The organism is Microcoleus sp. N9_B4 (assembly GCF_036701635.1).
In the GTDB taxonomy this organism is placed as follows: Bacteria; Cyanobacteriota; Cyanobacteriia; order Cyanobacteriales; family Microcoleaceae; genus Microcoleus.
In genome coordinates, this window is the sequence record NZ_JAUBRC010000070.1 from 1 (window position 1) to 21,875 (window position 21,875).

11 protein-coding genes are annotated in these 21,875 nt (G+C 44.5%); 5 read left to right on the forward strand and 6 right to left on the reverse strand.

Annotation, left to right across the window (positions count from 1 at the left end; translation table 11 throughout):
* The first annotated feature begins 150 nt into the window (after window positions 1-150).
* Window positions 151-942, forward strand: coding sequence for a 2-phosphosulfolactate phosphatase family protein (locus tag QUA43_RS28425; RefSeq protein WP_333378870.1), 792 nt, complete (start codon window positions 151-153; stop codon window positions 940-942).
* Window positions 943-1,163: 221 nt separating this feature from the next.
* On the opposite strand, the gene QUA43_RS28430 is transcribed toward QUA43_RS28425, so the two are convergent.
* Window positions 1,164-2,549, reverse strand: a complete 1,386-nt coding sequence (locus tag QUA43_RS28430) for a lipid-A-disaccharide synthase-related protein (protein WP_333378840.1) — start codon at window positions 2,547-2,549, stop codon at window positions 1,164-1,166.
* A 163-nt stretch (window positions 2,550-2,712) separates the two neighbouring features.
* Here QUA43_RS28430 and QUA43_RS28435 point away from each other — a divergent pair, with 163 nt between their 5' ends.
* A complete protein-coding gene (locus QUA43_RS28435) occupies window positions 2,713-3,276 on the forward strand; it encodes a Uma2 family endonuclease (RefSeq protein WP_333378841.1) in 564 nt (187 codons plus the stop codon).
* 91 nt (window positions 3,277-3,367) lie between these two features.
* On the opposite strand, the gene QUA43_RS28440 is transcribed toward QUA43_RS28435, so the two are convergent.
* The 3 genes from QUA43_RS28440 to QUA43_RS28450 form a co-directional block, all read right to left on the reverse strand.
* A complete protein-coding gene (locus tag QUA43_RS28440; RefSeq protein ID WP_333378843.1) occupies window positions 3,368-8,563 on the reverse strand; it encodes a PAS domain S-box protein in 5,196 nt (1,731 codons plus the stop codon).
* Window positions 8,564-8,968: 405 nt separating this feature from the next.
* Window positions 8,969-10,261: an ATP-binding protein gene (locus tag QUA43_RS28445; protein WP_333378845.1), complete on the reverse strand. Its 1,293-nt coding sequence runs from the start codon at window positions 10,259-10,261 to the stop codon at window positions 8,969-8,971.
* Window positions 10,262-10,446: 185 nt separating this feature from the next.
* Window positions 10,447-12,765, reverse strand: a complete 2,319-nt coding sequence (locus tag QUA43_RS28450; RefSeq protein WP_333378847.1) for a tetratricopeptide repeat protein — start codon at window positions 12,763-12,765, stop codon at window positions 10,447-10,449.
* A gap of 164 nt (window positions 12,766-12,929) precedes the next feature.
* Between QUA43_RS28450 and QUA43_RS28455 the strand changes: the two genes are divergently transcribed.
* From QUA43_RS28455 to QUA43_RS28465, 3 genes are all read left to right on the forward strand, one after another.
* Window positions 12,930-15,476, forward strand: coding sequence for a glycosyltransferase (locus QUA43_RS28455; protein ID WP_333378849.1), 2,547 nt, complete (start codon window positions 12,930-12,932; stop codon window positions 15,474-15,476).
* A 155-nt stretch (window positions 15,477-15,631) separates the two neighbouring features.
* Window positions 15,632-19,138 (forward strand): glycosyltransferase, encoded by a 3,507-nt coding sequence (locus tag QUA43_RS28460; RefSeq protein WP_333378850.1) that lies wholly within the window; start codon window positions 15,632-15,634, stop codon window positions 19,136-19,138.
* Window positions 19,139-19,211: 73 nt separating this feature from the next.
* On the forward strand, window positions 19,212-20,540 hold the full coding sequence (locus QUA43_RS28465) for a GH39 family glycosyl hydrolase (protein ID WP_333378852.1): 1,329 nt from the start codon (window positions 19,212-19,214) through the stop codon (window positions 20,538-20,540).
* Between the two features lie 334 nt (window positions 20,541-20,874).
* Here QUA43_RS28465 and QUA43_RS28470 read toward each other — a convergent pair whose 3' ends face one another.
* Complete coding sequence (locus QUA43_RS28470) at window positions 20,875-21,174, reverse strand: contact-dependent growth inhibition system immunity protein (RefSeq protein WP_333378853.1); 300 nt, start codon at window positions 21,172-21,174, stop codon at window positions 20,875-20,877.
* Entirely contained in the window at window positions 21,171-21,710 is a 540-nt protein-coding gene (locus QUA43_RS28475; protein WP_333378855.1) for an RNase A-like domain-containing protein, read from the reverse strand. The genes QUA43_RS28470 and QUA43_RS28475 overlap by 4 nt, the downstream gene beginning before the upstream one ends.
* Window positions 21,711-21,875 lie beyond the last annotated feature (165 nt).

Sequence of the window (21,875 nt, forward strand, 5' to 3'; positions counted from 1 at the left end):
GAAGAAGGAAGAAGGAAGAAGGAAGAAGGAAGAAGGAAGAAGGAAGAAGGAAGAAGGAAGAAGGAAGAAGGAAGAAAGCCCTTCGACTACGCTCAGGGTACAAATTCTATTATTATGACTGATGAGGATTTATTGCAGGTAGCCCCAAAAGTGAAGCTTTTTATTTACCATACCCCGGAACTTACGCCAGCCGACAAAATGCCGGCTTGCGCGATCGCAGTTGATGTGCTGCGGGCGACTACGACAATGGCAACGGCCCTGAATAATGGGGCGGAAGCTGTCCAAGTTTTCAGCGACTTAGATAAGCTAATGGCCGAGAGCGAAAAATGGCCCGCAGACAAGCGAATTCGCGCTGGCGAGCGCGGCGGCGGCAAAGTTGACGGATTTGACATGGGGAATTCTCCACTGGACTGCACGCCAGAAAAGGTGACTGGGAAGCGAATTTTTATCAGCACAACTAACGGTACTCGGGCTCTGGAACGAGTGCAAGCTGCTGCAACTGTGTTAACGGCGGCTTTGATTAACCGCAAATCTGTGGTGCAGTTTTTGTTAAATAAACAGCCGGAAACTATTTGGATTGTGGGTTCTGGTTGGGAAGGGAGTTATTCGTTGGAAGATACGGTTTGTGCTGGTGCGATCGCCCAAAGTCTCCTGGCAGAAAGCGGTATTCCTGCCAGCGATTTTGCTGGTAACGATGAAGTATTTGGGGCTATTGCTCTTTATTTGCAGTGGCAAGATAGGTTGCACGAATTGTTGGAAAGGGCCAGCCACGGCCAGCGCCTCCTCGGTTTAGGTGTTATTGAAGATTTAAAATATTGCGCGCAAACGGATACTTTAGATGTGCTGCCTGTGCAGCGAGAACCGGGAGTGTTGGTTAAGTCGGATTTTAAAATTCCTCAAGCTAATTTCTGGGTTCCATCATCAGAAAAAACGGTGAATTAACTTTTTCTGCGAGTGGTGTATTAGTAAGGTGCGCGGCCCTGCACACCTACTCGAACAACCAAAATAAAATTGGTTTGCAGCATCGGAATGCAACTCCTCATAAAAATCAGAGGACTTGCATTCCTCACTACAGACAACGGAAATTAGTAGTTAGCGAACGAGATTTTGTTTAAAAAGTAAAATTAAAGATATTTGGTAGGGACATAACATTAGTTGTGTCCCTAATGTATTGGAGGCAATTGAGAATTGCTGTCTTCACCGCCGAAGCGCTGAATTAAACACTCGGCAATTCTGGCTGCTGCACCGGGTTCTCCCATGCGGCGCCAGCCATTCTCAGCGATTAGCTGCAACCTGTCGGGGTCGCGGAGCAAAGACTGCACTGCGCCGGCAACTTCGGCGGGATGTTTGACTAAAATTAATGACGGGCCTAACAGGCGACTTTGAGCTTCTGCAAAGGCGGGAGTAAATTGCGGGCCGTTTCCGGAAATGGCGATCGCGGGTTTTCCTAAACCTACAAATTGTTCTGTAGCTGTTCCTGCCATTGCTATTGCTAAATCGGCTTCGTACAAACAATCGTTAAAACTTTGCTGAGTCAAAATCATCGTGGCGTTTCTCTGCACAAATGTCAAGGGCAATAGCAAATTAGGAGATTCTTTCCGAATTTGTTGATCGCTAGAAACAGGAAGCCGCAAAATACTTCCTTCTCGCCGCTGTGTTCTAGTTTCGCCGTCTTGTCGCCAGCCGAAAAAATCTAAACTAGGTCGCAAAGCTTCTAAGTTTAACTCTGGAGAAATGGCTCCGAAAAATAACAATTTGCGATCGGCAAACAGCGACAAAATTCCGGCTACAGCCTCTACTATTAGCAGCCAATTAGCATAGGCTTCCGGCGCTCTAGAACCGGGGAGTAAGGTGATGATGAGCGATCGCTCCATTTCCCGAAACTCTGCGTCAGGGCCGTAAAAACCGGCGGGATTTTCCGGTTCGAGTCCGTCCATCATCGGATTTCCGAGATTGTAAGCGGGAACTCCCAGCGTTTGTAAAGTCTCGGCGGTCAGCGCGTCCCTGGCAAAAACGGCTCGACAGCGCGATCGAGTCATCAACCAGCGCTCCCAAGGCAAATAAACCGATCGCGACCAATTCCACCCACCAAAGACCCTGGATTTGCGAGCCAGAGGCCCGTCCTCGTCCCGCAAATAATACTCGGACTTAGCAGTACCGACAAAGGCATAGGGCGCGCCGCTGAGCCAAGCAAACAGCAGCGGTACAATATCCCCGCAGGCTAAAATAACGCCGTCTTGATTCCCAGACTGTTGTTGGGTTCGCACCCAAGCGCGGATGGCTTTAAACTGAGCGATGGTCAACTGAAGCAGGCCGCCTTTGACATCGCGCAAAAATTCCCTCCCGTCCATGTAAATAAAGCCGCCCGAAGGCATCCGTTGCACCGGGCCAATGATGCGGGCGTTTTCTAGTTGAGCGAAAGCTTGCCCTTCGCCCACTAGCGGAAACACGGCTAATTCTGGCGGATGCGGGTGCTGTTGCAGTTCCTGCAAGATGCGAAGGGCGATCGCGTCTTCTCCGTGGCCGTTACTGAGGCAAAGTAATTTCAATCCCAACTCTCTCAAAAACTGTCTCTGAATATATAGAAGCAAGATTAGCCGCAGGATGCAAGGTGGTATAGCCGGATGTTGAAGTAAGTGGAGCGCCGATCGCACGAGTCTGGGACTTTTGGGTAAAATAGCAGATGAAACTCTATTTTATAGGTAAAATTGGATGGTACAAACCCTGCCCAAATCTTTGACACTCCAAGAGTTTCTGAAGTTGCCAGAAACCAAACCAGCCAGCGAGTACATTGACGGTGAAATCATTCAAAAACCGATGCCTCAAGGAGAACATAGTGTCATTCAAGGCGAGTTGACAAGCGCTGCTAATACTGCTCTCAAACCTCAAAAGGTGGCGCGAGCATTTCCAGAACTACGGTGCATTTTTGGCGGTCGAGCGATCGTTCCAGACGTGACTGTATTCACTTGGGAGCGCATTCCCCGTAAAGAAAATGGTGGTGTGGCAAATGTGTTTGCGATCGCCCCGGATTGGACAATTGAAATCCTCTCCCCCGACCAAAGCCAAACTAAAGTTACTAAAAATATTTTACATTGTCTCAAACACGGAACTCAAATGGGTTGGTTGATCGATCCAGAGGAGCGATCGGTTTTTGTATATCGGCAGACTCAATCAACGGAGGTGTTTGACGAACCGGAACAGTTATTGCCCATGCCATCTTTTGCCAGGGAATTGCAACTGACAGTAGGAGAATTATTTGGTTGGCTATTAGAGTGATATCAAGTCCAATCGAGCGGCCGCACATGATATTACTACTGACTACTGACCACTGACCACTGACCACTGACCACTGACCACTGACTACTGACTACTGACCATCGATATATTGCTTTAAAGTATTCCGAATTTGTTTGAGCTGAAATCCCTTAGCAAGTTGGCGCAGCTTCGAGACAAACGGCCCTAAATTAGGTTCTAAACTCTCCAGATTAGCACTCTCCTCAAAAATTTCTTCAATGTCGCCCATAGCTGCGAGTTTCAAAAGTTTTGCTACCGACTCAGAAGCCGCAGGTAACAGAGAAGAATAAGCAGGAAAATCAGAGGCTGGTGACAAACTGGGAGGTTTGCGCTTTTTGTTTTCCGAAGATTCCCCATAAATCCATTCTAGTCCCAAATGCACGCGCAACTGTTCCAAAAAGTGATTTGCTTCGATCGGCTTGGGAAGAAAAGCATCGCACCCTGCGAGGATGCTATCTTGCTGCGTAGCCTCGAAAACGCTAGCTGACATAGCGATTAACACAACATCTTTTACTTCCGGCAACTGCCGCAGTTTTCTTGCAGTTTCTAAGCCATCCATTACAGGCATCCGCAAGTCCATTAAAATCACATCCGGTTGAAATTCAACTGTTTTGCAGAGGCATTCTTGACCGTTTTGGGCCTCTGCAACCTCAAATCCCAAACGCCCCAGCAGCCTGCACAACAAATCGCGACTTAGTTGATTATCATCCACGATTAGCACTTTCCGCTTCTTGCCAACAAAACCGACAAGCCAGCGTTTTTCCTGTAAAGGAGACACCTCCAAATACTGTTTGGCTGCGGGTAATTCTAAATCTATCCAAAAAGTGCTGCCTTTTCCCAAAGTGCTGTTGACGCGAATTTCGGTACCCATCAGTTTCGCTAATTTCTGGCTAATCGAGAGTCCGAGACCTGTACCTTCAACAAAGGTATTGACTCCTACTTGGTGGAAGGGCAAAAATATTTCTTCTAACTTGCTTCGCTCTATTCCTGTGCCGGTATCCTCGACTTGAAAGCGGATTTTTAAAGCGTGTTTGGCTGCGATTGGATTGTGGGCGAAGCGCATATAATTTTGTTTCAGTTCCGAACTCAAAGTCGAGAGTTCATAATCTTCTCCTTGCCCTCGACTCCAGGCACCTGTGCCGACATAGCCGACCTTGAGAGTCACACCGCCGCTGTTAGTAAATTTAACGGCATTACTGAGTAAATTTATGAGGATTTGGCGCAATCTTTTTGGATCTACACGAACGTAGCTAGGCAGGGGAGAGACTTGTTCGTAATTGAATAAAATTTCTTTTTGAGAGGCGCGCATCTGAAAGAGATCAGCAATGTTTTTCGTGAAATCTAGAAAATTCAACTCTTCCGGGTAGAGTTCCATTTTTCTAGCTTCGATTTTGGAAAGGTCTAAAACATCGTTGATTAACATCAGTAGGTGTTGACCGCACTGTTGAATATTACTGAGACTTTCTTGCTGATCTGAGCTTAAGTCTTTGTCTGTTTTGAGGATTTGAGTGTAACCTAAAACGCCGTTTAAAGGCGTGCGTAGTTCGTGGCTCATGTTGGCGAGAAATTCGCTTTTGGCGCGGTTGGCGCTTTCCGCGACTTCTTTGGCTTGTTGGAGGGCAGATTCTGCAAGTTTGCGATCGGCAATTTCGGTTTGTGCTTGTTGAAATAGCGTCGATTGCTGGATCGCGATCGCCAATTGCACGCACAATTGCCGCAGGGATTCTATTTCTGAGGAATCCCAGGGACGGGGGCCGCTGCAATCCTGGGCAATTAGCAGTCCCCAGAGCTGATTTTTTGCGGTCTGTTCGGTCTGGCAAATGCTTTCTCGTGCTTTCAAAATCGGCACTACTAAGTTAGCTTTTACTTCCAATCCTTCGAGGAATTTCATGTGGCATTCCGTCAAATTTTCCCGGTAAATATCTTCCATAGATCTAATACAGCCTTGCTGATAAATATCAACAAATCTCTCTCTAAAACAGCCATCAATACTGTTAAAGTTTCGCAGCGAAATTCTATCTTTGGCCACGGATTCCACAACGACAAAGCCACTCCAGTCGGGATTAAAACGGTAAATAACTGTGCGGTCTGTTTGCAAAAACTGCCGGACTTGTTCGACAGCAGTTGTCAGGACTTCTTCTAAATTGAGGGAGGATCGAATGCGATCGAGCATGGCAACTACTAGCCGTTCTCGCCTTAATTGCTGCTGCAGGGCCATCTCCGCTTGTTTTCGTTCGGTGATGTCGGTAATTACTCCCACTAACCCGATTAAATGACCAGTTTCATCTTTAATGCCGTCGGCGCGAAATAAAGTTGTTACCAGTTCGTTGCTTTTAGTGTTAATTTTGAGTTCGCCTTGCCAAGATTTGCCTTTACGGATCGTTTTAAACATTTCTCGCAGCATTTTAGTTTGGGGGTAAATTGCTGTTAATCCGCCTGCTGTGTTTAGTTCTTCTGCGGTGTAGCCGTACTGTTGAACAAAGGCTTGATTGTGGTAGATCGATCGCCCTTTCAAGTCAGCAATGCCGATCGCATCGCTGGTGCTTTCAACCGCTTGAGTAACTCGCAGTAAATCTAATTCTGCTTGTTTGCGATCGGTGATATCAGTTATAGTGCCGATATAGCCTTTAATTTCCTGCTTGTCTCCGATTTCTGCAATTGCCTGACCTATCACCCAAATTACACGACCGTCTGGACGCTGAAATCGGTATTCTGATTTAAAAGGAATTTTCTCAATAATTGCTCGATCCCATTCATTTTTTACCCGCTCCGTATCATCGGGATGTATGGCATTCATCCAGCCAGTTTCTGCTGCTAATTCTGCGTTTAATCCCGTAATTTCGCTCCACCGTTGATTCACATAAAGGCAATTTCCCAAGGTGTCGGTATGGAATATGCAAACTGGCGATGCTTCTGCTAAAGTTTGGTAGCGGCGCTGGCTCGATCGCAGGGCTGATTCTACCTGCTTTCTATTAGTTATATCGCGGACTATAGAAATTGTTTCGCCCCCTGCAAGCATTGTCAGCGACAATTCTTGAGGGAACTTAGTACCATCGCGGCGCTGACCTATCGCTTCTATATTGCAGTACCCTTTTTGCAGGAGCGTCGGCATTATTTGTAGTTCAAAAAATAGATTCTCTGCTTTGCTGTAGAGCATATTCCATTTCTTCCCATACAGTTCGCTAGGGCTAGCCAAACCGTACATTTTGAGATAAGCGTCGTTTGAATAAATACATTCTTTCTTATCATTAAAAATAGCGATACCGTCGTAAGCAGCGGCTATTGCTACTGCTTGTTGCTGGAGTGTGGACTCGGCTTGTTTGCGAGATGTAATGTCGTGACCGACTGAGTAGATTAAACCTTCTTCACTAAATGGCGATGATGTCCACAGGAGGCATTTGTAAGAACCGTCTTTGCAAAGATAGCGGTTTTCAAAGGAGATACTGGAAGTACCGGCTATTAGTTTTGCCCCTTCGGCTACGGTGGCTTTTCGATCGTCTGGATGAACAAATTCGATCATTGGCTTGGCAAAAAGTTCCGCACTACTGTAGCCTAGAACTGTTGACCAAGCAGGGTTTAAACGTTTAAAATATCCGTCAAAACCGACAATACAAAGCAAGTCTAAGGAGATGGTAAAAAAACGATCGCGCTCTGTTTGTGCTTGCTTTAATTCAGTAATATCCATTACTAAACCGTCCCAGAGAATATCTCCTTCGCTGCCAGATTGGCTGTCATTATTGAGCCTTTCTGGTCTGGCAGCTCCTTGCAGCCACTTAACTTTTCCAGATGGCAAAGTCTGTCGCCACTGCTGCTGCCAAGGTTCCAGCGTGGTGGCTGAAATTGCGATCGATGCTTTTAAATCTAAGAGATCGTCTGCGTGAATTCCGCTGAAAATCAGTTCCGCATTTTGCTCGATCGCTTCTGCTGCTAATTCGTACAGTTGGCGACTGCCTGAAGAGATGTAGGGAAAAGACATTTTTCCAGTTGCTGACATTCGTAATTGATAAATTGTTCCCGGCAGGTTAGCTGCCAATTTTTGAAATCGAGCTTCGCTTTGTTCCAGGGCTTTTTGCTGCCGTCTGTATTCAGTAAACTCTCTAATAGTGCCTACTATTACTTGACTGCCATCTGATTTTTTAAAGACGCTTTTTTTGGTAGAGATGATGTGTTCTTTCCCTGCCGTGTCTGTGAATTTTTCTTCAGTTTCCAAGCAGATACCCGTTCTCAATACTTCTTCATCTTTTGTCCAAAAAACAGCAGCTTCTGATTGGGGGAAAAAGTCATAATCTGATTTGCCGATCAGTTCTTGCCGCGATTTGCCGACAAACTGACAAAAAGCATCATTTAATATCATCCAGCGGTGTTGCTCGTCTTTGACAAAAATTGGGTCTGGCGTAGCATTTATGGTGTGGTTTAAAAATTCTTCTGACGCTTTCAGTTTTGCTTCGTAGCGGTAGCGATCGCTCACGTCCAACACTACTTCAATCATCCGGTCGATAGACCCATCCTGGCGGCGGATGCAGCGCAGGGAAACTCGCGTGTGAACTATTTCGCCGTTTTTTCTGAGCCACCTTTTGTCTAAGATGTAACCGTCGAGCCTACCTGCTAACATCTGAGAAAAATTTTCACAATTAGCCTCCAAATCCTCTGGATGAGTCAACTCTAGCCAATTCTTTTGCACGAGTTCATAGCGCTCATAGCCCAGCAAATTGCACAGGGCATCGTTAACTTCTATCCAGTGGCAATTGAGAGGAATTTCGCTGTCAATAATTGGAGCGATGATGGCAATTCCGATCAGGGAATTTTCCACCACCGAGCGATATTTTTCTTCACTTTTTCGCAAAGCATCTTGACTGTTCTGGCGTTCTATGGCGTAACGGAGCGATCGAATTAACAGTTCGCTGTCGATTTTTCTTTTTACCAAATAATCCTGTACGCCGACCGAAATCAACCGCAGGGCAAGTTCTTCGTCGTTTTGGGCGGTCAGAACTACGATCGGCACATTTACCCCGTACTCTTGTACGCGAGCCACCGTCTCGATTCCCAGACTATCTGGCAGTGAAAGGTCTAATAAAATTATGTCAAAAGTTTCTTGATTCAATCGCTGCTGCGCTTCGCTGAGGCGCTCTACTTTCGTCAGCACTATACGCTGCGCGCCGCCAATTTCTGACAGCAAATCTTCAATCAGCTCAGCTTCATGAGGGTTGTCTTCTACTAACAGAACTTTAAAGCAGATAGGAGGCAAAGCTAAGTTAAAAACTGCTTTCATAATATTTATTAATCAGAAAATATTAAACTAACTTGAATTTTACCTTTGATTTTTAGGGCAGTCATTCAATTGATTGTACACATATATACACCGTAAAATTGCGGGGTGATAAATTGCTACAAAAATTGTGTTTACTTGTAATTATATCACGCACTAAGTAGAGTGTCAACGGAAAATATTTTTTATTATAAATTGCAATTTATGCCAGTTAAAAAAAGAATCCAATTGTAGCCAAAATTCCCAGCGCAATACTCACAGCCATCACCAATTATTCACTTATTTTATTTGCTCTATAAACTAATGTTAACTTGTAGTTTGTACTTGATATTGTCTGACTTAAAATAGAGTAATTAATTTAGTTTGCCTACCTTATAGCTTATACCTTTTGACAAAAGGATGCCTCGACTAAGCGAGAGTAAAGTAAAAAGTTGAACCTTGCTCCGGTTCTGATTCCACCCAAATATAGCCGCCGTGAAGTTCCACAATTTTTTGACAAATTGCTAAACCAATACCTGTCCCAGAATATTCTCTTTGAGTGTGCAAGCGCTGGAAAATTTGAAATATCCGTTTTTGATGCTGCGGAGCAATCCCAATTCCATTATCTGAGACAGAAATTAACCATTTTTTCTCCTGTTTGCAAGCAGTAATATGAACCACAGGCGGTGCATCGTGGCGATATTTAATCGCATTGCTGACTAAATTTTGAAATAGCTGCACGAGTTGAGAAATATCCCCGGTTACCGTTGGTAATTCGCTGTAAGTGACAACGGCTTTATTCTCGCGGATCGCCCCTTGCAGGTTCGCGAGTGCTTGCTCGAGTGCGTGATTGCAATCTGTCAGTTCAAAAGGTTTCCGACTCCGGCCAACGCGCGAATATTCGAGTAAATCGTCAATTAAATTTTGCATTCTCGTGCAGCCCTGAACGATATTACCGATAAACTTACTACCTTGGCTGTCGAGTTGGTCTTTGTAGCGTTTTTCTAAAAGTTGAGCGTAACTGGCAATGGTTGCTAAAGGCGCTTGCAAGTCGTGAGAAGCCACATAAGCAAATTGTTCTAGTTCCGCATTTGAACGCGCCAATTCTTGGTTAGATTTTAATAGAGCAGATTCGGCACGCTGGCGGTGGGATATCTCTTGTTGAAGTACCAAATTTTGCTCTTGCAGGGCTTTTTCAACGGCGCGACGGGTGCTGATTTCTTGTTGCAAGATTTGGTTTTTTTCCTGAAGAGTTTTTTCTACAGCTAAGCGGCTAGTGATTTCTTCTTGCAGCAGCATATTTTGTTCTTTTAGCTGCTTTTGTAAATTCCGCAGGCTGAGGTGACTTTCGATGCGAGCGAGCACTTCTTCAAACTGAAATGGCTTGCTGATATAGTCAACAGCTCCCACAGCAAATGCGTTTACTTTGTCAAATACTTCATCTTTAGCGCTGATAAAAATTACCGGAATTTCGCGAGTTTTTGCTTCGAGTTTCAAGTGCTGACAGACTTCGTAGCCGTTCATTTCCGGCATCATTATGTCGAGCAAAATCAAATCGGGTGGATTAGAATTGCAGGCTCTCAAAGCCATTTTTCCGTTAATGACGCAGCGGGGGGTGTACCCCCTCTGAGTCAACATCGTAGACAACAGACGCAGGTTTTCTGGTGTATCGTCTACTACTAAAATGTTTCCTAACGGCGTCCCTGGTTGGTGATTGTTCATTGATTATTTCCCATTTTCTATTTTCTTTACAAAAGATGTTTGCAGCTATCTATTTTATTTAGGACTTACGAAAAACACCCGGTTTTGAGTAGGAATATGAGAAAAAAAACGAGAAATCAGCTCATAAACCGGGTGTTTAGCCGTTTGTGCAAAAGCAAGTCCTGTTATTGTTGGTTTACCAATCCTCAAATCCCCAGCAGCAGAGTCAGAACATTATTGTCCCAAGCCAATCCTTTGTCTAAAACCTTAAATCCCGCGACTTTGCACATAGCTTCTAAAGCAGTAGCTGTAGGTAGCCACCACCACGGCGCAAAATCGTTCATGTGAAAAACTGATTTCTCAGTTATCCCTATAAGTTGGTTGTTGTTGATGTATGGCCACCAATAAGCTGTTAAAATAGCTCGTTCTGCGTCGTCCAAAGCTGGAATAAACATTACTCCAGAAGTGGGAATTTCATAGCGTCCAAACTCATTTTCTATAACTTCTTGGGTGATAGCTGAAGTGAAAACTAAATGCTCGCGAGTTATCTGACGCAAGGCAACTAAAATCTGCAACGGATGGGGGTGATGGTACAAAACTCCTGCACAGTGAACTACATCGTAAGGCTCGCCAATGTCTGCAAGTTGAATCTGAGTGATATCTTGATTGATACAGTGATAATTAGCAATATTTAAACTTGTCATGCGATCGCGAAAATCTTGCCACCAGTGCATGGATGCCGGCATGGCATCAATCATTGTCAGAGAAACGGCACCGTATTTGCTAGCTACAGATACTTTTTCGCTGACAGTTCCCCACAAGCCGCCGACTTCTGCAAAAGTCTTGCCTTTGGCAACTCGGGCAATGTAGCGATCGCGAATATCCTTAGCTTCTAACTCTAATAATATACTCGATTCCCCTGTTTGACGCTGTTTTTCTAAAATCTCCTCTAATTTTTGGGATGTTGCGGGATCTTTTGGTCTAATCTCTAATACCATCAAGTACAACATGATGGCTTCGTTAAGCCGATCGCTCTCAGCAAACTTTTGGGCGATTTCGCAGTAAAATTCAGGAGCGTGCTGCGGCTGCATTTCGTGGTGATAGTAGCTAGTTGCTACATCTGAATCAACCGGAGTTCTTTTAATGAGAGCATTACCTAACTTTATGTAAATTTCTGGTAGAGACGGCTCGATTTTAAGCGCACAAAGGTAGGTGGAAACAGCATCCTTCCATTCGTGACTTTCACTCAAAGCATCACCTAAATTGTAATAAGACCAAGAAACATGGGGATTAAGTTCAATAGCACGTTGATAAGCTGTAGCCGCAGCTTTCCACTGTTGAGTTTTTAACAGCACTTCTCCTAAATTGTGGTAAGTCCAAGAGAATTCTGGATTGAGTGCGATCGCCCGCCGATAAGCGAATGTTGCTGGGGAAAACTTCTGAAGCTTAACTAAAGTCAAAGCTAAGTTATAATGAGACCAAAATAAATTTGAATTAAGTGCGATCGCCTGTTCGTATGCAGCCTCAGCTTCCGACCATTTTTCTAGTTTAACAAGAGCATCCCCTAACTGGTGAAAAGCTGAGAAAAAATTCGGATCTAATTCAGTAGCGCGCTGGTAAGCTGCGGCGGATTCTGACCATTGTTCTAATCGATCGCAAGCTGCACCAATGCTGTAGTAAGCTCCAGAAAAATTCGGATTTATTTCAACACTTGTGCGATAACATCTCGCGGCTTCTTGCCATTCTTCTAACTTGAGCATAACGGTGCCTAAGTTGTAGTATGACCAAAAAGAATTGGGATTTAACTCAATACTTTCCCGGTAGGCGGCCTCCGCTTCGCGCCAGAATTCCTTGGCTTGCAAAACATTGCCTAATTGGTAATGAAACTCCGAAATATCCGGCTGGAGTTGAATAGCTTTGCGGTAGTGAACAATAGCTTCGTCCCACTGTTTCAGCTCGCTAGCAGCTTCGGCTATCTTACAATAAGCTTCGCAAAAGCTCGGGTTTAAAAAAATGGTGCGGTGGTAACAAACTAGCGCTTTTTTAAGCTTATTTTGGGCAAGCAATGTATTACCCAAATCAAGATATTCTTCCGCTCTTTCTATTGGTTCCACGATGAGTGCTTGATACCAACAGTCTGCCGCTTCCTCAGCTTGACCGACTTGGGTAAATATCCGGCTCAAATTTCGGTAAAATCCTGCAAAGTCCGGTTGGATGGAGATCGCTTTTTGATAACAGCCGATCGCCTCTTGCCACTGTTCCAATGTAGCGCAGAGAGTGCCGAGGTTAGCAAAAGCTTCTGCAAAATCCGGTTGCAGGGCGATCGCAACTTTATACCAATACCTTGCGTCTTCTAGTTTACCCTGAGCTTGCAGCGCCTTCCCCAAGGTCTTGCAAGTCTTGGCGGAATTGGGGTGCGATGCCAAAATTTGCTGGCAAAGTGCGATCGCCTCATCCAACTTCCCTAAAGCCAAATAGACTTCTGCCTGTTGTTGAAAATCTACCGCTGCTGTTTCTGAATTCACTTCCTGCGTTCCTGTTGAGTAATAATTCTATGTATTATTGTATGGTACAAATTGTCAAAATTCCAATTCAAGTAAATACATCGGTCGATCGGCCAATAAATAGTGCTAAATGTCAGCGACATTAATATAAACTAGATAATCATAGGTTAACAGCGAGCTAAATAATGTCAACAGCTACTCGAACACCGCAAGTAAGCGTAATTATACCTGTATATAATGGCGATCGCTACATCGTGCAAGCGGTAGAAAGCGCCCTAGCTCAAACTTTTACTAATTTGGAAATTATAGTTGTAGACGATGGTTCGACCGATCGCACGCAGCAAGTATTGCAGCCTTATTTTGACAGAATTCGCTACATATATCAGGAAAATCAAGGAGTAGCAGCCGCCAGAAATATTGCTTGCCAACTAGCCCAAGGCGAGTTTTTGGCATTTCTAGATGCCGATGACTATTTCCTACCATCCAAGCTAGAGAAACAACTAGCTTGCTTTGACGCTGACCCCGAATTAGATATGGTGCAAACAGGTTGGGTGATCGTCGATGAAACCGGGCGAGAGATTTCTGCTGTCAAGCCTTGGCAGCAAGCGCCTAAATTAGATTTAGAAAGCTTTATTCTATATAAATGCGTGCGACCTAGTGCAATGATGCTGCGCCGAAAGTGGTGGAAAAAATTGGACGGTTTCGATTCTCAGTTGCCACTAGCAGAAGATTTAGACTTCGCCTTGCATTTAGCTTTAAAGGGGTGCAAAGCAGTTTGGTTAGAAGAGACACTTACCTGTTATCGCCAGCACAATTATAATCTCATGTCAAGCGGTTTTCGCGTAATGAAGAATATAGAAATTGTGATGAAAAAATTCTTCGCTCGACCCGATTTGCCTCAGTCAATCCGGCAGTTAAAAAATCCAGAACGCTATCAATGCTTAAAGTGGCTGGCATGGCGGATGTATCGCGACGGTCATCTAGCAGAGATGGCACAGTGTTTAGAAGAGTCATTGCAATATACATCTTTTTCGCCCACACAAACAGTCTTGAATTGGCTGGAAAGTTTTCAGATGGCTTCTGAGGAATACGGTGAAAATTTTGACGCTTATTCGCTGAGTAAGTTAGCGGAATGGCAAGAGATTATTATGATGGTGATGACTAATCCACCCCAATCTCAACAGAGTTCTATTCCCACACCTTCAAAAGCGCAAGCGCACATTTTACTCTACAACACGGACGATCCGGGCGTGGGAGGATTAGCGCAGTACAATCATGCCATTCTTTGTCAGTTAGCCATGTTGGGCTATCGAGTCACTTGCGTGCAGACCAAACATTCTAGCCCCTTGCTGGAGCGAGAACGAGAGTTAGGTATAGAGCATTTGTGGCTGGATTTTAGCGGCCATAAAGATTTACAGCGGGTGTTAAGAAATACTCAGGATGCACAAGAGCTTTTTGCTAGCAATCAACCGGATATGATTATTTTTAGCGATGGTTGGCCATTTTCCAATTTTGCTGCTAAACAGGTAGTTATTGAAATGGGAATACCATACATGATGGTGATTGGGTTAGTTATGCCAGAACACGCAACTTTTGCCTGCGGGGATGTAGTTCCTTATGTAGAAGGAGCGCTCTACCACTGCCTGCAAGCTAGAGCCTTGATTGTTGGCGCTTACGAACATTTAAATTTATTGTGCAAAGATTTCAAGTTGCCAAAAGAGCGAGGACAAGTGATTTACTTGGGGCGTTCTCCTGAATATTTTGCACCTCCTAATGCTGCGGCTCGTCAACGCCTGCGACAAGAAATAGACATTCCTGAAGATGCGATTGTCTGTTTCACATCGGCTCGATTGGCATCGATTAAAGGGCATCGATATCAGATCGAAGCAATCAAGCAGTTGCAGCAGTCTCCTGTGTGGTCTAAACTGTATTTTGTGTGGGCAGGAACTGGTGAGGGAAGCGCTGACAATGTAGAAATAGAATTGAGGGAAACTATTAAAGAGTTAGGGGTGAGCGATCGCGTGAAGGCGATCGGACAGCGCTGGGATATCCTAGATTGGCTGGATGCTAGTGACATATTCATTTTGACTTCTCTGGCAGATGCAGCGCCTTCTCTTGCAGTCATGGAAGCGATGGCTAAGGGATTGCCGGTAGTTGCAACGGCTGTGGGCGGCATTCCTGAAGGGCTTGGCGATGCTGGGAAATTGTTGCCCGATCCGAATACCGATCCAGGGGGAACCGCGAGGGAATTGGCGGAAACTGTAGAAGCATGGGCAATGAATCCAGAATTGCGGCATCAAATCGGTCAAGCTTGCAAGCAGCGGGCCGAGAAAGTGTTTAAAGAGGAACGGATGTTGGCACAGTCGATGGAGGCGATCGAAAAAGCTTTACGTTGCGATGATCGCCAAACAGATCCATTTGTTACTCAAAAAAAGGTGCAGAGGTCAATGGCGAAAATAGAAAGCCTGGTCAACTACAGCTCTTTAGTATGGAATGCTTGGCAGGCTTACTGTCAAGAAGATCTAAGCGGAATGCAGAAGTCGCTTCAAAAATCTTTGAAGTACACACCTTTTTTGAATACAGAAACGCTATTAAACTGGGTAGAATATTTTGGCAATTTTTCGTCAGCTAAAGGGCATAAGTTAGATACATATTCTCTAATTAATTCAGCAGAATGGCAAAAATTAGTCGAGGAAGTACAGGGTATTGAATCTGTATTTTATGCACGCTAAAATACTAGATTTACCTTGATAATTCGGATTGCTGTCAGCAGTAGAATAGCATCTTCCTTCTTCCTTCTTCCTTCTTCCTTCTTCCTTCTTCCTGACCTCCGTTACATCCGTTTCAGAATCCTTTCCCGAACCCTTCCTTATCAGCGATAAAACTCATGTCAATGGCAAATTCGACACCGCGAGTAAGTGTAATTATTCCAGCATATAATGGCGATCGCTACATCGCGCAAGCAGTAGAAAGCGTCATCAGCCAAACCTATAAAAACTGGGAAATTATCGTCATAGACGACGGCTCAACCGACGACACCCGCCAAGCATTGGAGCCTTATTTTGACAAAATTCGCTATGTTTATCAGGAAAACCAAGGAGTAGCTGCCGCGAGAAACCGAGGAATTCAGGAATCCCGAGGTGAATTAATTGCTTTTTTAGATCAAGATGACTTTTTATTGTCCGATAAGTTAGCTGGACAAGTTGCGTTATTTGACGCTCAGCCATCACTAGGAATTGTTAATAGTGGCTGGCGAATGGTTAAAGAGCAAGGCGAAAGTATTTTTGATGTCAAACCCTGGGAATACTTGCCTCAGTTAGACTTAAAAACCTGGATTGTTTATATGCCCCTACTTCCCAGCGCCATGATGTTTTCGCGGCAGTGGCTGGAACGAGTCGGTGGCTTTGATTCTCAGTATGATTCAGTAGATGATGCCGACTTAATCTTGCGTTTAGCACTATCTGGTTGCGAAGCTATTTGGTTGCCTCAAGTGACAGTATGCTACCGCCAGCACGGGCAAAATGTGTCCATCCAGAGAGCGCTAAAACAGGCCAACCTTTGTATTAAATTAAAGCAAAATTTCTTTAGTAGAGCCGACTTTCCAGAGGACATCCGCCAATTAGAAAAGCAGGCGTTGTATGAAGCTCTGACATGGATGGCGTGGCAACTTTACTACAGCGGCTATCCGGCAGAAATGACTGACTATTTGCAAAAAGCTTTAGATTATACCCCGTACTCCCTGACAGCAACTATAGCAGATTGGGTAAAGCGCATCACTGAAATTGCTAAGACCTACGGTTGCAATATTGATGCCATTTCTCTCAGACAATTACCAGAATGGAAACAATTAATGGCTAGTATTATTACTCCCCAAAAATCGCGCGTCAGTGTCATCATCCCGGCTTACAACTGCGATCGCTACATTGTCAGAGCCGTAGAGAGTGTTCTGGGCCAGACTTATGAAAACTGGGAAATTATTGTCGTAGACGACGGCTCAACTGACAACACTCCCAAAGTTTTAGCACCTTACCTCGATTTAATTCAATATATCTATCAAGATAACCAAGGAGCAGCAATTGCTCGAAATCATGCTTGCAAGTTAGCCAAAGGGGAATTTTTAGCTTTTCTAGATGCTGACGACTTGTTCTTACCAGAAAAACTCGAAAAACAAGTAGCTTGCTTTGACGCTGACCCCACATTAGATATGGTGCAAACAGGTTGGGTTATTATTGACAAAAACGAGAAAGGCATCTATGGAGTAAAGCCTTGGGAAGAAGCACCAAAATTAGATTTAGAAAGTTTTGTTTTGTACAAATCAGTGCGTCCCAGCGCCATGATGCTGCGGCGAGAGTGGTGGGAACGCTTGGGAGGTTTCGATCATCGCTTGCCGCCAACCGAAGATTTAGATTTTGTCCTACGTTTAGGTTTAAAAGGCTGCAAGTCAGTTTGGTTAAAAGAGATATTAACCTGCTATCGTCAGCACGACAGCAATATTATGTCTAACGGCTGCAAATTAATGAAAAATACGGAAATTTTGATGGAGCAATTTTTCGCGCGGCCAGACTTACCTCAGCGCATCCGTGACTTGAAACGCGCGGAACGTTACAAGTGTTTCGTATGGATAGCATGGCGGATGTACCGCGACGGATATTTGCCAGAAATGGTCGAATGTCTGGAAAAATCTCTGTATTACACTCATTTGACCGGCACTGAAACTGTTTTTAATTGGCTGGAAACTTTTAAGGGGGTTTCAGAACAGTACGGCTACAACTTTGATGCCTATGCCTTAACCAATTTACAGGAATGGCAAGACATAGTGGCGATCGCAGCGAACAATCCTTATCAGTTTCAATCCGCTCCCCGTTCGACTTCTCGGCAGCCAAGACAGCACGTACTCCTGTACACAGAAGACTCAGGAGTCGGCGGATTGGCTCAGTTTAACCACTCGCTGATGTGTAAATTAGCTGCGGATGGCTACCGAGTAACCAGTGTTCAAAGTCAAGCTTCTAACCCTTTAATTACCGAACAAAAACAGCTCGGTATCGAACATATTTGGCTAGAGTTCGACACGATGAAAGAGTTTTTGCGAATAGCTTACAATTTGGATGATGCTCAAAAGATTTACGCCCAGGCTCGACCGGATTTAATTATATTTAGTGACGGCTGGCCGATGGCTAACTTTGCAGCGAAACAAGTTGCGATCGAGCAAAATATACCGTACATAATCAGTCTGGGTTATATCAATCGCAATTATGAAAGCTTCGATCGCGGCGATCAAATTCCCTATTTCGATGCAGTTGCCTACCAGTACATGGTAGCCAAAGCAGCAGTAGCAGTTTCCAACGAGAATTTAAACTTGTTCCAAAGTCTATTTAAAGCACGTCTAGAACGAGGAAAAGTAATCTATTATGGCAGACAAAATAGTTATTTTGAGCCGCCAAATCTTTCCACTCGCCAGCGCCTGCGTCAAGAACAAGGAATCCCCGAAAGTGCTGTCGTTTGTTTTACGGCGGCGAGATTGACTCCCATTAAAGGATATCAGTATCAATTGCAGGCGATCGCCCAATTGAAAAATCGTCCAATTTGGCCCCAAATTTGCTTTGTTTGGGCCGGGCCGGGGTCTACTACTCACGACAATATGGAACCTGAATTAAGAGCAACTGTGAGCAAATTGGGAGTAGAAGAACAGGTTAAATTCTTAGGACAGCGCTGGGATATTGCTGATTGGCTCGACGCCAGCGACATCTTTATTTTATCTTCCCAAGCAGAAGGAATGCCGCTAGCAATTATGGAAGCAATGGCGAAAGGATTGCCCGTAATTGCCACAGCAGTCAGCGGGATTCCTGAAGAATTGGGAGATACGGGAAAGTTGTTGCCCGATCCTACAATCGACCCAGAAGGAACAGTAAAAGAGTTGGTAGAAACGGTGGAAATATGGGCAGAAAATCCCGAATTGCGCCGACTTGCAGGACAAGCGTGCAAAGCGCGAGCCCAAGAACTATTCAAAGAAGAACGGATGCTTCGGGAATATGGAGAAATAATTGAACAGGCATTTGTAAGTGATGATGAGAGCGACAGTTTCTCTATTAGTCCGAAACTCAAAAAGCAGGTACAACAAGGGGATAGCCTGGTGAAATACTATTATTTAGTGTGGAAAGCTTGGGAGGCTTACGATCGGGGAGATATGTCCGAGATGGCGAGTAATTTGCAATCTGCTTGGGCCTGCACGCCTTATTTTACCACAGAAACTATCTTTGATTGGGTGAAAAATTTTGGTATTTTCGCAGCAGAAAAAGGAGTTCCGTTCGATACCAACGAGCTGATCAACTCCCGCTCGTGGCAAAAAGTGATAGAATCAATACAGGGTTTTGAAGTGTTTTCATCTGTTCGTTAAAACTGAGTTCTTGTAGCCTTCTTAGGAACGGGTTCTTCGGCCCATTCCACAAAACATCAACCAAACAAAAGATATGCAATTTACATTCAAGTTCCCACGTATTAATAAACTGCTGCCAATTTGTTTAGCTATTGTCACTGTTCTGTTAATAGCCTATTTGGGACAGCCAAGAGCGATCGCCCAAGTGCGATCGAACGTTACAGTAGATTTTGGACAGCCAGCCACCGGTACAATTTCCATGAGTGGCATCCTGCACGGAATCGACACCGCAAAACCGCCGGATAGTTCTATCAAACCCTTGCAGCCCAAACTTTGGCGGGCGGGGAGACTCGATATTTACGATCGAGTAATCGCCAGCGGAGCCGAGTTTCAGTTAGTAGTCAGCGACTTGTGGGGCTACGGTAGCAATCCCAATGGGTGGCCCTATCAAAACTACCCTGCGTGGGAAGCATTCATCCGACAGTTAGCCCAGCAAAATAAAGGCAAGAAAATTATTTGGGATGTATGGAATGAACCAGATTTAAAAAATCCGTTTTGGAATGGAAGCAGAGAACAATTCTTTGAAACCTACAAAAGAGCTTACAAAATTTTGCGAGAAGAATTGGGGCCGTCTGCAATGATTGGCGGGCCGAGCATTACCAAGTACAACAAAGAATATCTCGCCGCTTTTTTGGATTACTGCAAAGCGAACAAACTGGAAGTAAATTTCTTAGCTTGGCACGAACTCAACGATACCATGATCTTATTTGTTGACGACCATGTAATTGATGCTAAACGCAATTTTCAGCAAAGTCCTTCTTACAAGGAACTGAAATTGCAAAAAATTTACGTCAACGAAATTGTCGGGAATTTAGCGCAGTACCAGCCGGGGGAAATATTAGGTTATTTGTATAACTTAGAGTATGCAAAAGCTGACGGTGCTTGCAGAGCTTGTTGGGAGAGTAAAGGGCCAAATAAAGTTAGCAATTGCTTCAACAATACGCTGAGTGGGATGGTCACGCCTAATAATTTTGAACCGAGAGCCGCTTGGTGGACATACAAAGCTTATGCTGACGGAGTTAATTCGCGGGTGCGGAGTTGGTCAAATAACAATCGCCTTGTCGCTTTAGCCAGCAAGTCAAATCCTGAAGGTAAAGCACAGATACTTTTAGGTTATTTCGACCCCAATTTTTCCTCAGCAACAACGGTAACATTAACCCTCGGCAATTTGGAGCAGCTAGGTATTCAAAGGGGTCAGAAAATAACTATAAAGTTAGAAAAGATTCCCAACAATCAAGAAGGAGCAGTGCCACAGCTTGTCACCGTTAAAGAAGAAAGTTTTTCGGTGGGTAGTGGCAGCTTGGCTTATGTTATCCCTAATTTTAACGTCCACGAAGGCTACTTATTGACGGTTAGCAAGTGAGCTTGATTTGAAGAGAAATCGCGGGGTGGGGGCGGGTTTATGTAAGGATTCAGGTATCTGAAACGTAGTCACAGAAGGACTTCTAGAATTCAAGCATTCGCTAAATCAACAGCTTAATTCTCAAGAGGTACGAAAATAAAAGCTTTCATGGTTTCTTCATAAGAAGGGATATTTGATGATTATTCGATCAAATGGTTACACCGTATAGGTTTTACTGCTTTTCACCTGACCTGAATCCTTACGGGTTTATTTAACCTATCTGTAATTTTTGAGGCTATTGGTGAACCCGCCCCTACGGGTTGATCGATCGCGCGGTACCTGATGTCAGTAGAGTTTAGCTGGGATTATTCAAAGATTTTTGCACAGATTCCAACCACTCTCGGACTGTTTGATTTTCGGATTGTGGGTCGTAGTAACACCCTAATTCATCGAGGATGAATGCTTCTAAATCGGCTGGGGCGATCGGCATTTCTAGCAGTTGGCTGAGTTCTTGCGATGCAGCTTCAACACTTGCGGGCGGTTCGCTGCTGCGGTAGTTGTTCACTACATCGCTGGGAGTGTCAGCTTCTAATGGCCAGTCTTGGTGAAAGTAGGAACTGAAAAATTGGGTTAAATGAGGAAATTGATTGATCATTGGGGATAGGCTGTGAGAATAAAGTATCCGGGAGGTAATTTGGTGCTGCGCTGGAGGACAATTCTCAGGCGAGATGTTGAAGTTGCTTTGGATGCGCGGCGACGCAGAGTAATGCCAATGATTCTGTTGGCATTGTAGTCGATCGTATAACGATTACCTTGACTTTTCACCCAAGAGTCGATCGCACTTTGATTTCTGTTCATTGCTTCCGCAATACTGGCTTCGGCCACGGAACGATCAGTAAAAGAAGATGCGGCAGAAATTCTCGTTTCGCTTGCGAGTCGCTGGGCTAGTTGTGCTGCTGTTTTACCAACGTGTCTCTCTAAAGTGTGTCCTCCTGCTGATTCGTGAAAGTCTAATCCGCCGCCCGGTATGTTCGGAACAAAAGCTAGGGTGGCTGGTGGTATAGTTGAGCCTTCCGGTGCAACAACCGTGGCGTAAACACCAGGTATAGCCGATTGGAATAATATAATTATGGAGGCGATCGCGCAGAGGGTAGCTAAAAACTTGTTTAGGCGGTCAAGTTGATTTTTCATTTCTGTTGAATCTATTTCTTATATTTAGTATAGGTATTTGCTGTTCTTTTGTCTCTTTCTTAATCGACTCTTAGTAAGTTAGAAATTGCGCTGTATTCAAATATACTGTCCGCAGTAACCACCCTACTGTTAGTTATAAATTGCGCGCAGCATTCAAATACACGG

Bases quoted from the DNA above. Each gene is read 5' to 3' on its own strand.
- QUA43_RS28435 (WP_333378841.1), top strand. From the start codon at position 2,713: ATGGTACAAACCCTGCCCAAATCTTTGACACTCCAAGAGTTTCTGAAG.
- QUA43_RS28440 (WP_333378843.1), bottom strand. From the start codon at position 8,563: ATGAAAGCAGTTTTTAACTTAGCTTTGCCTCCTATCTGCTTTAAAGTT.
- QUA43_RS28445 (WP_333378845.1), bottom strand. From the start codon at position 10,261: ATGAACAATCACCAACCAGGGACGCCGTTAGGAAACATTTTAGTAGTA.
- QUA43_RS28455 (WP_333378849.1), top strand. From the start codon at position 12,930: ATGTCAACAGCTACTCGAACACCGCAAGTAAGCGTAATTATACCTGTA.
- QUA43_RS28460 (WP_333378850.1), top strand. From the start codon at position 15,632: ATGTCAATGGCAAATTCGACACCGCGAGTAAGTGTAATTATTCCAGCA.
- QUA43_RS28465 (WP_333378852.1), top strand. From the start codon at position 19,212: ATGCAATTTACATTCAAGTTCCCACGTATTAATAAACTGCTGCCAATT.
- QUA43_RS28470 (WP_333378853.1), bottom strand. From the start codon at position 21,174: ATGATCAATCAATTTCCTCATTTAACCCAATTTTTCAGTTCCTACTTT.
- QUA43_RS28475 (WP_333378855.1), bottom strand. From the start codon at position 21,710: ATGAAAAATCAACTTGACCGCCTAAACAAGTTTTTAGCTACCCTCTGC.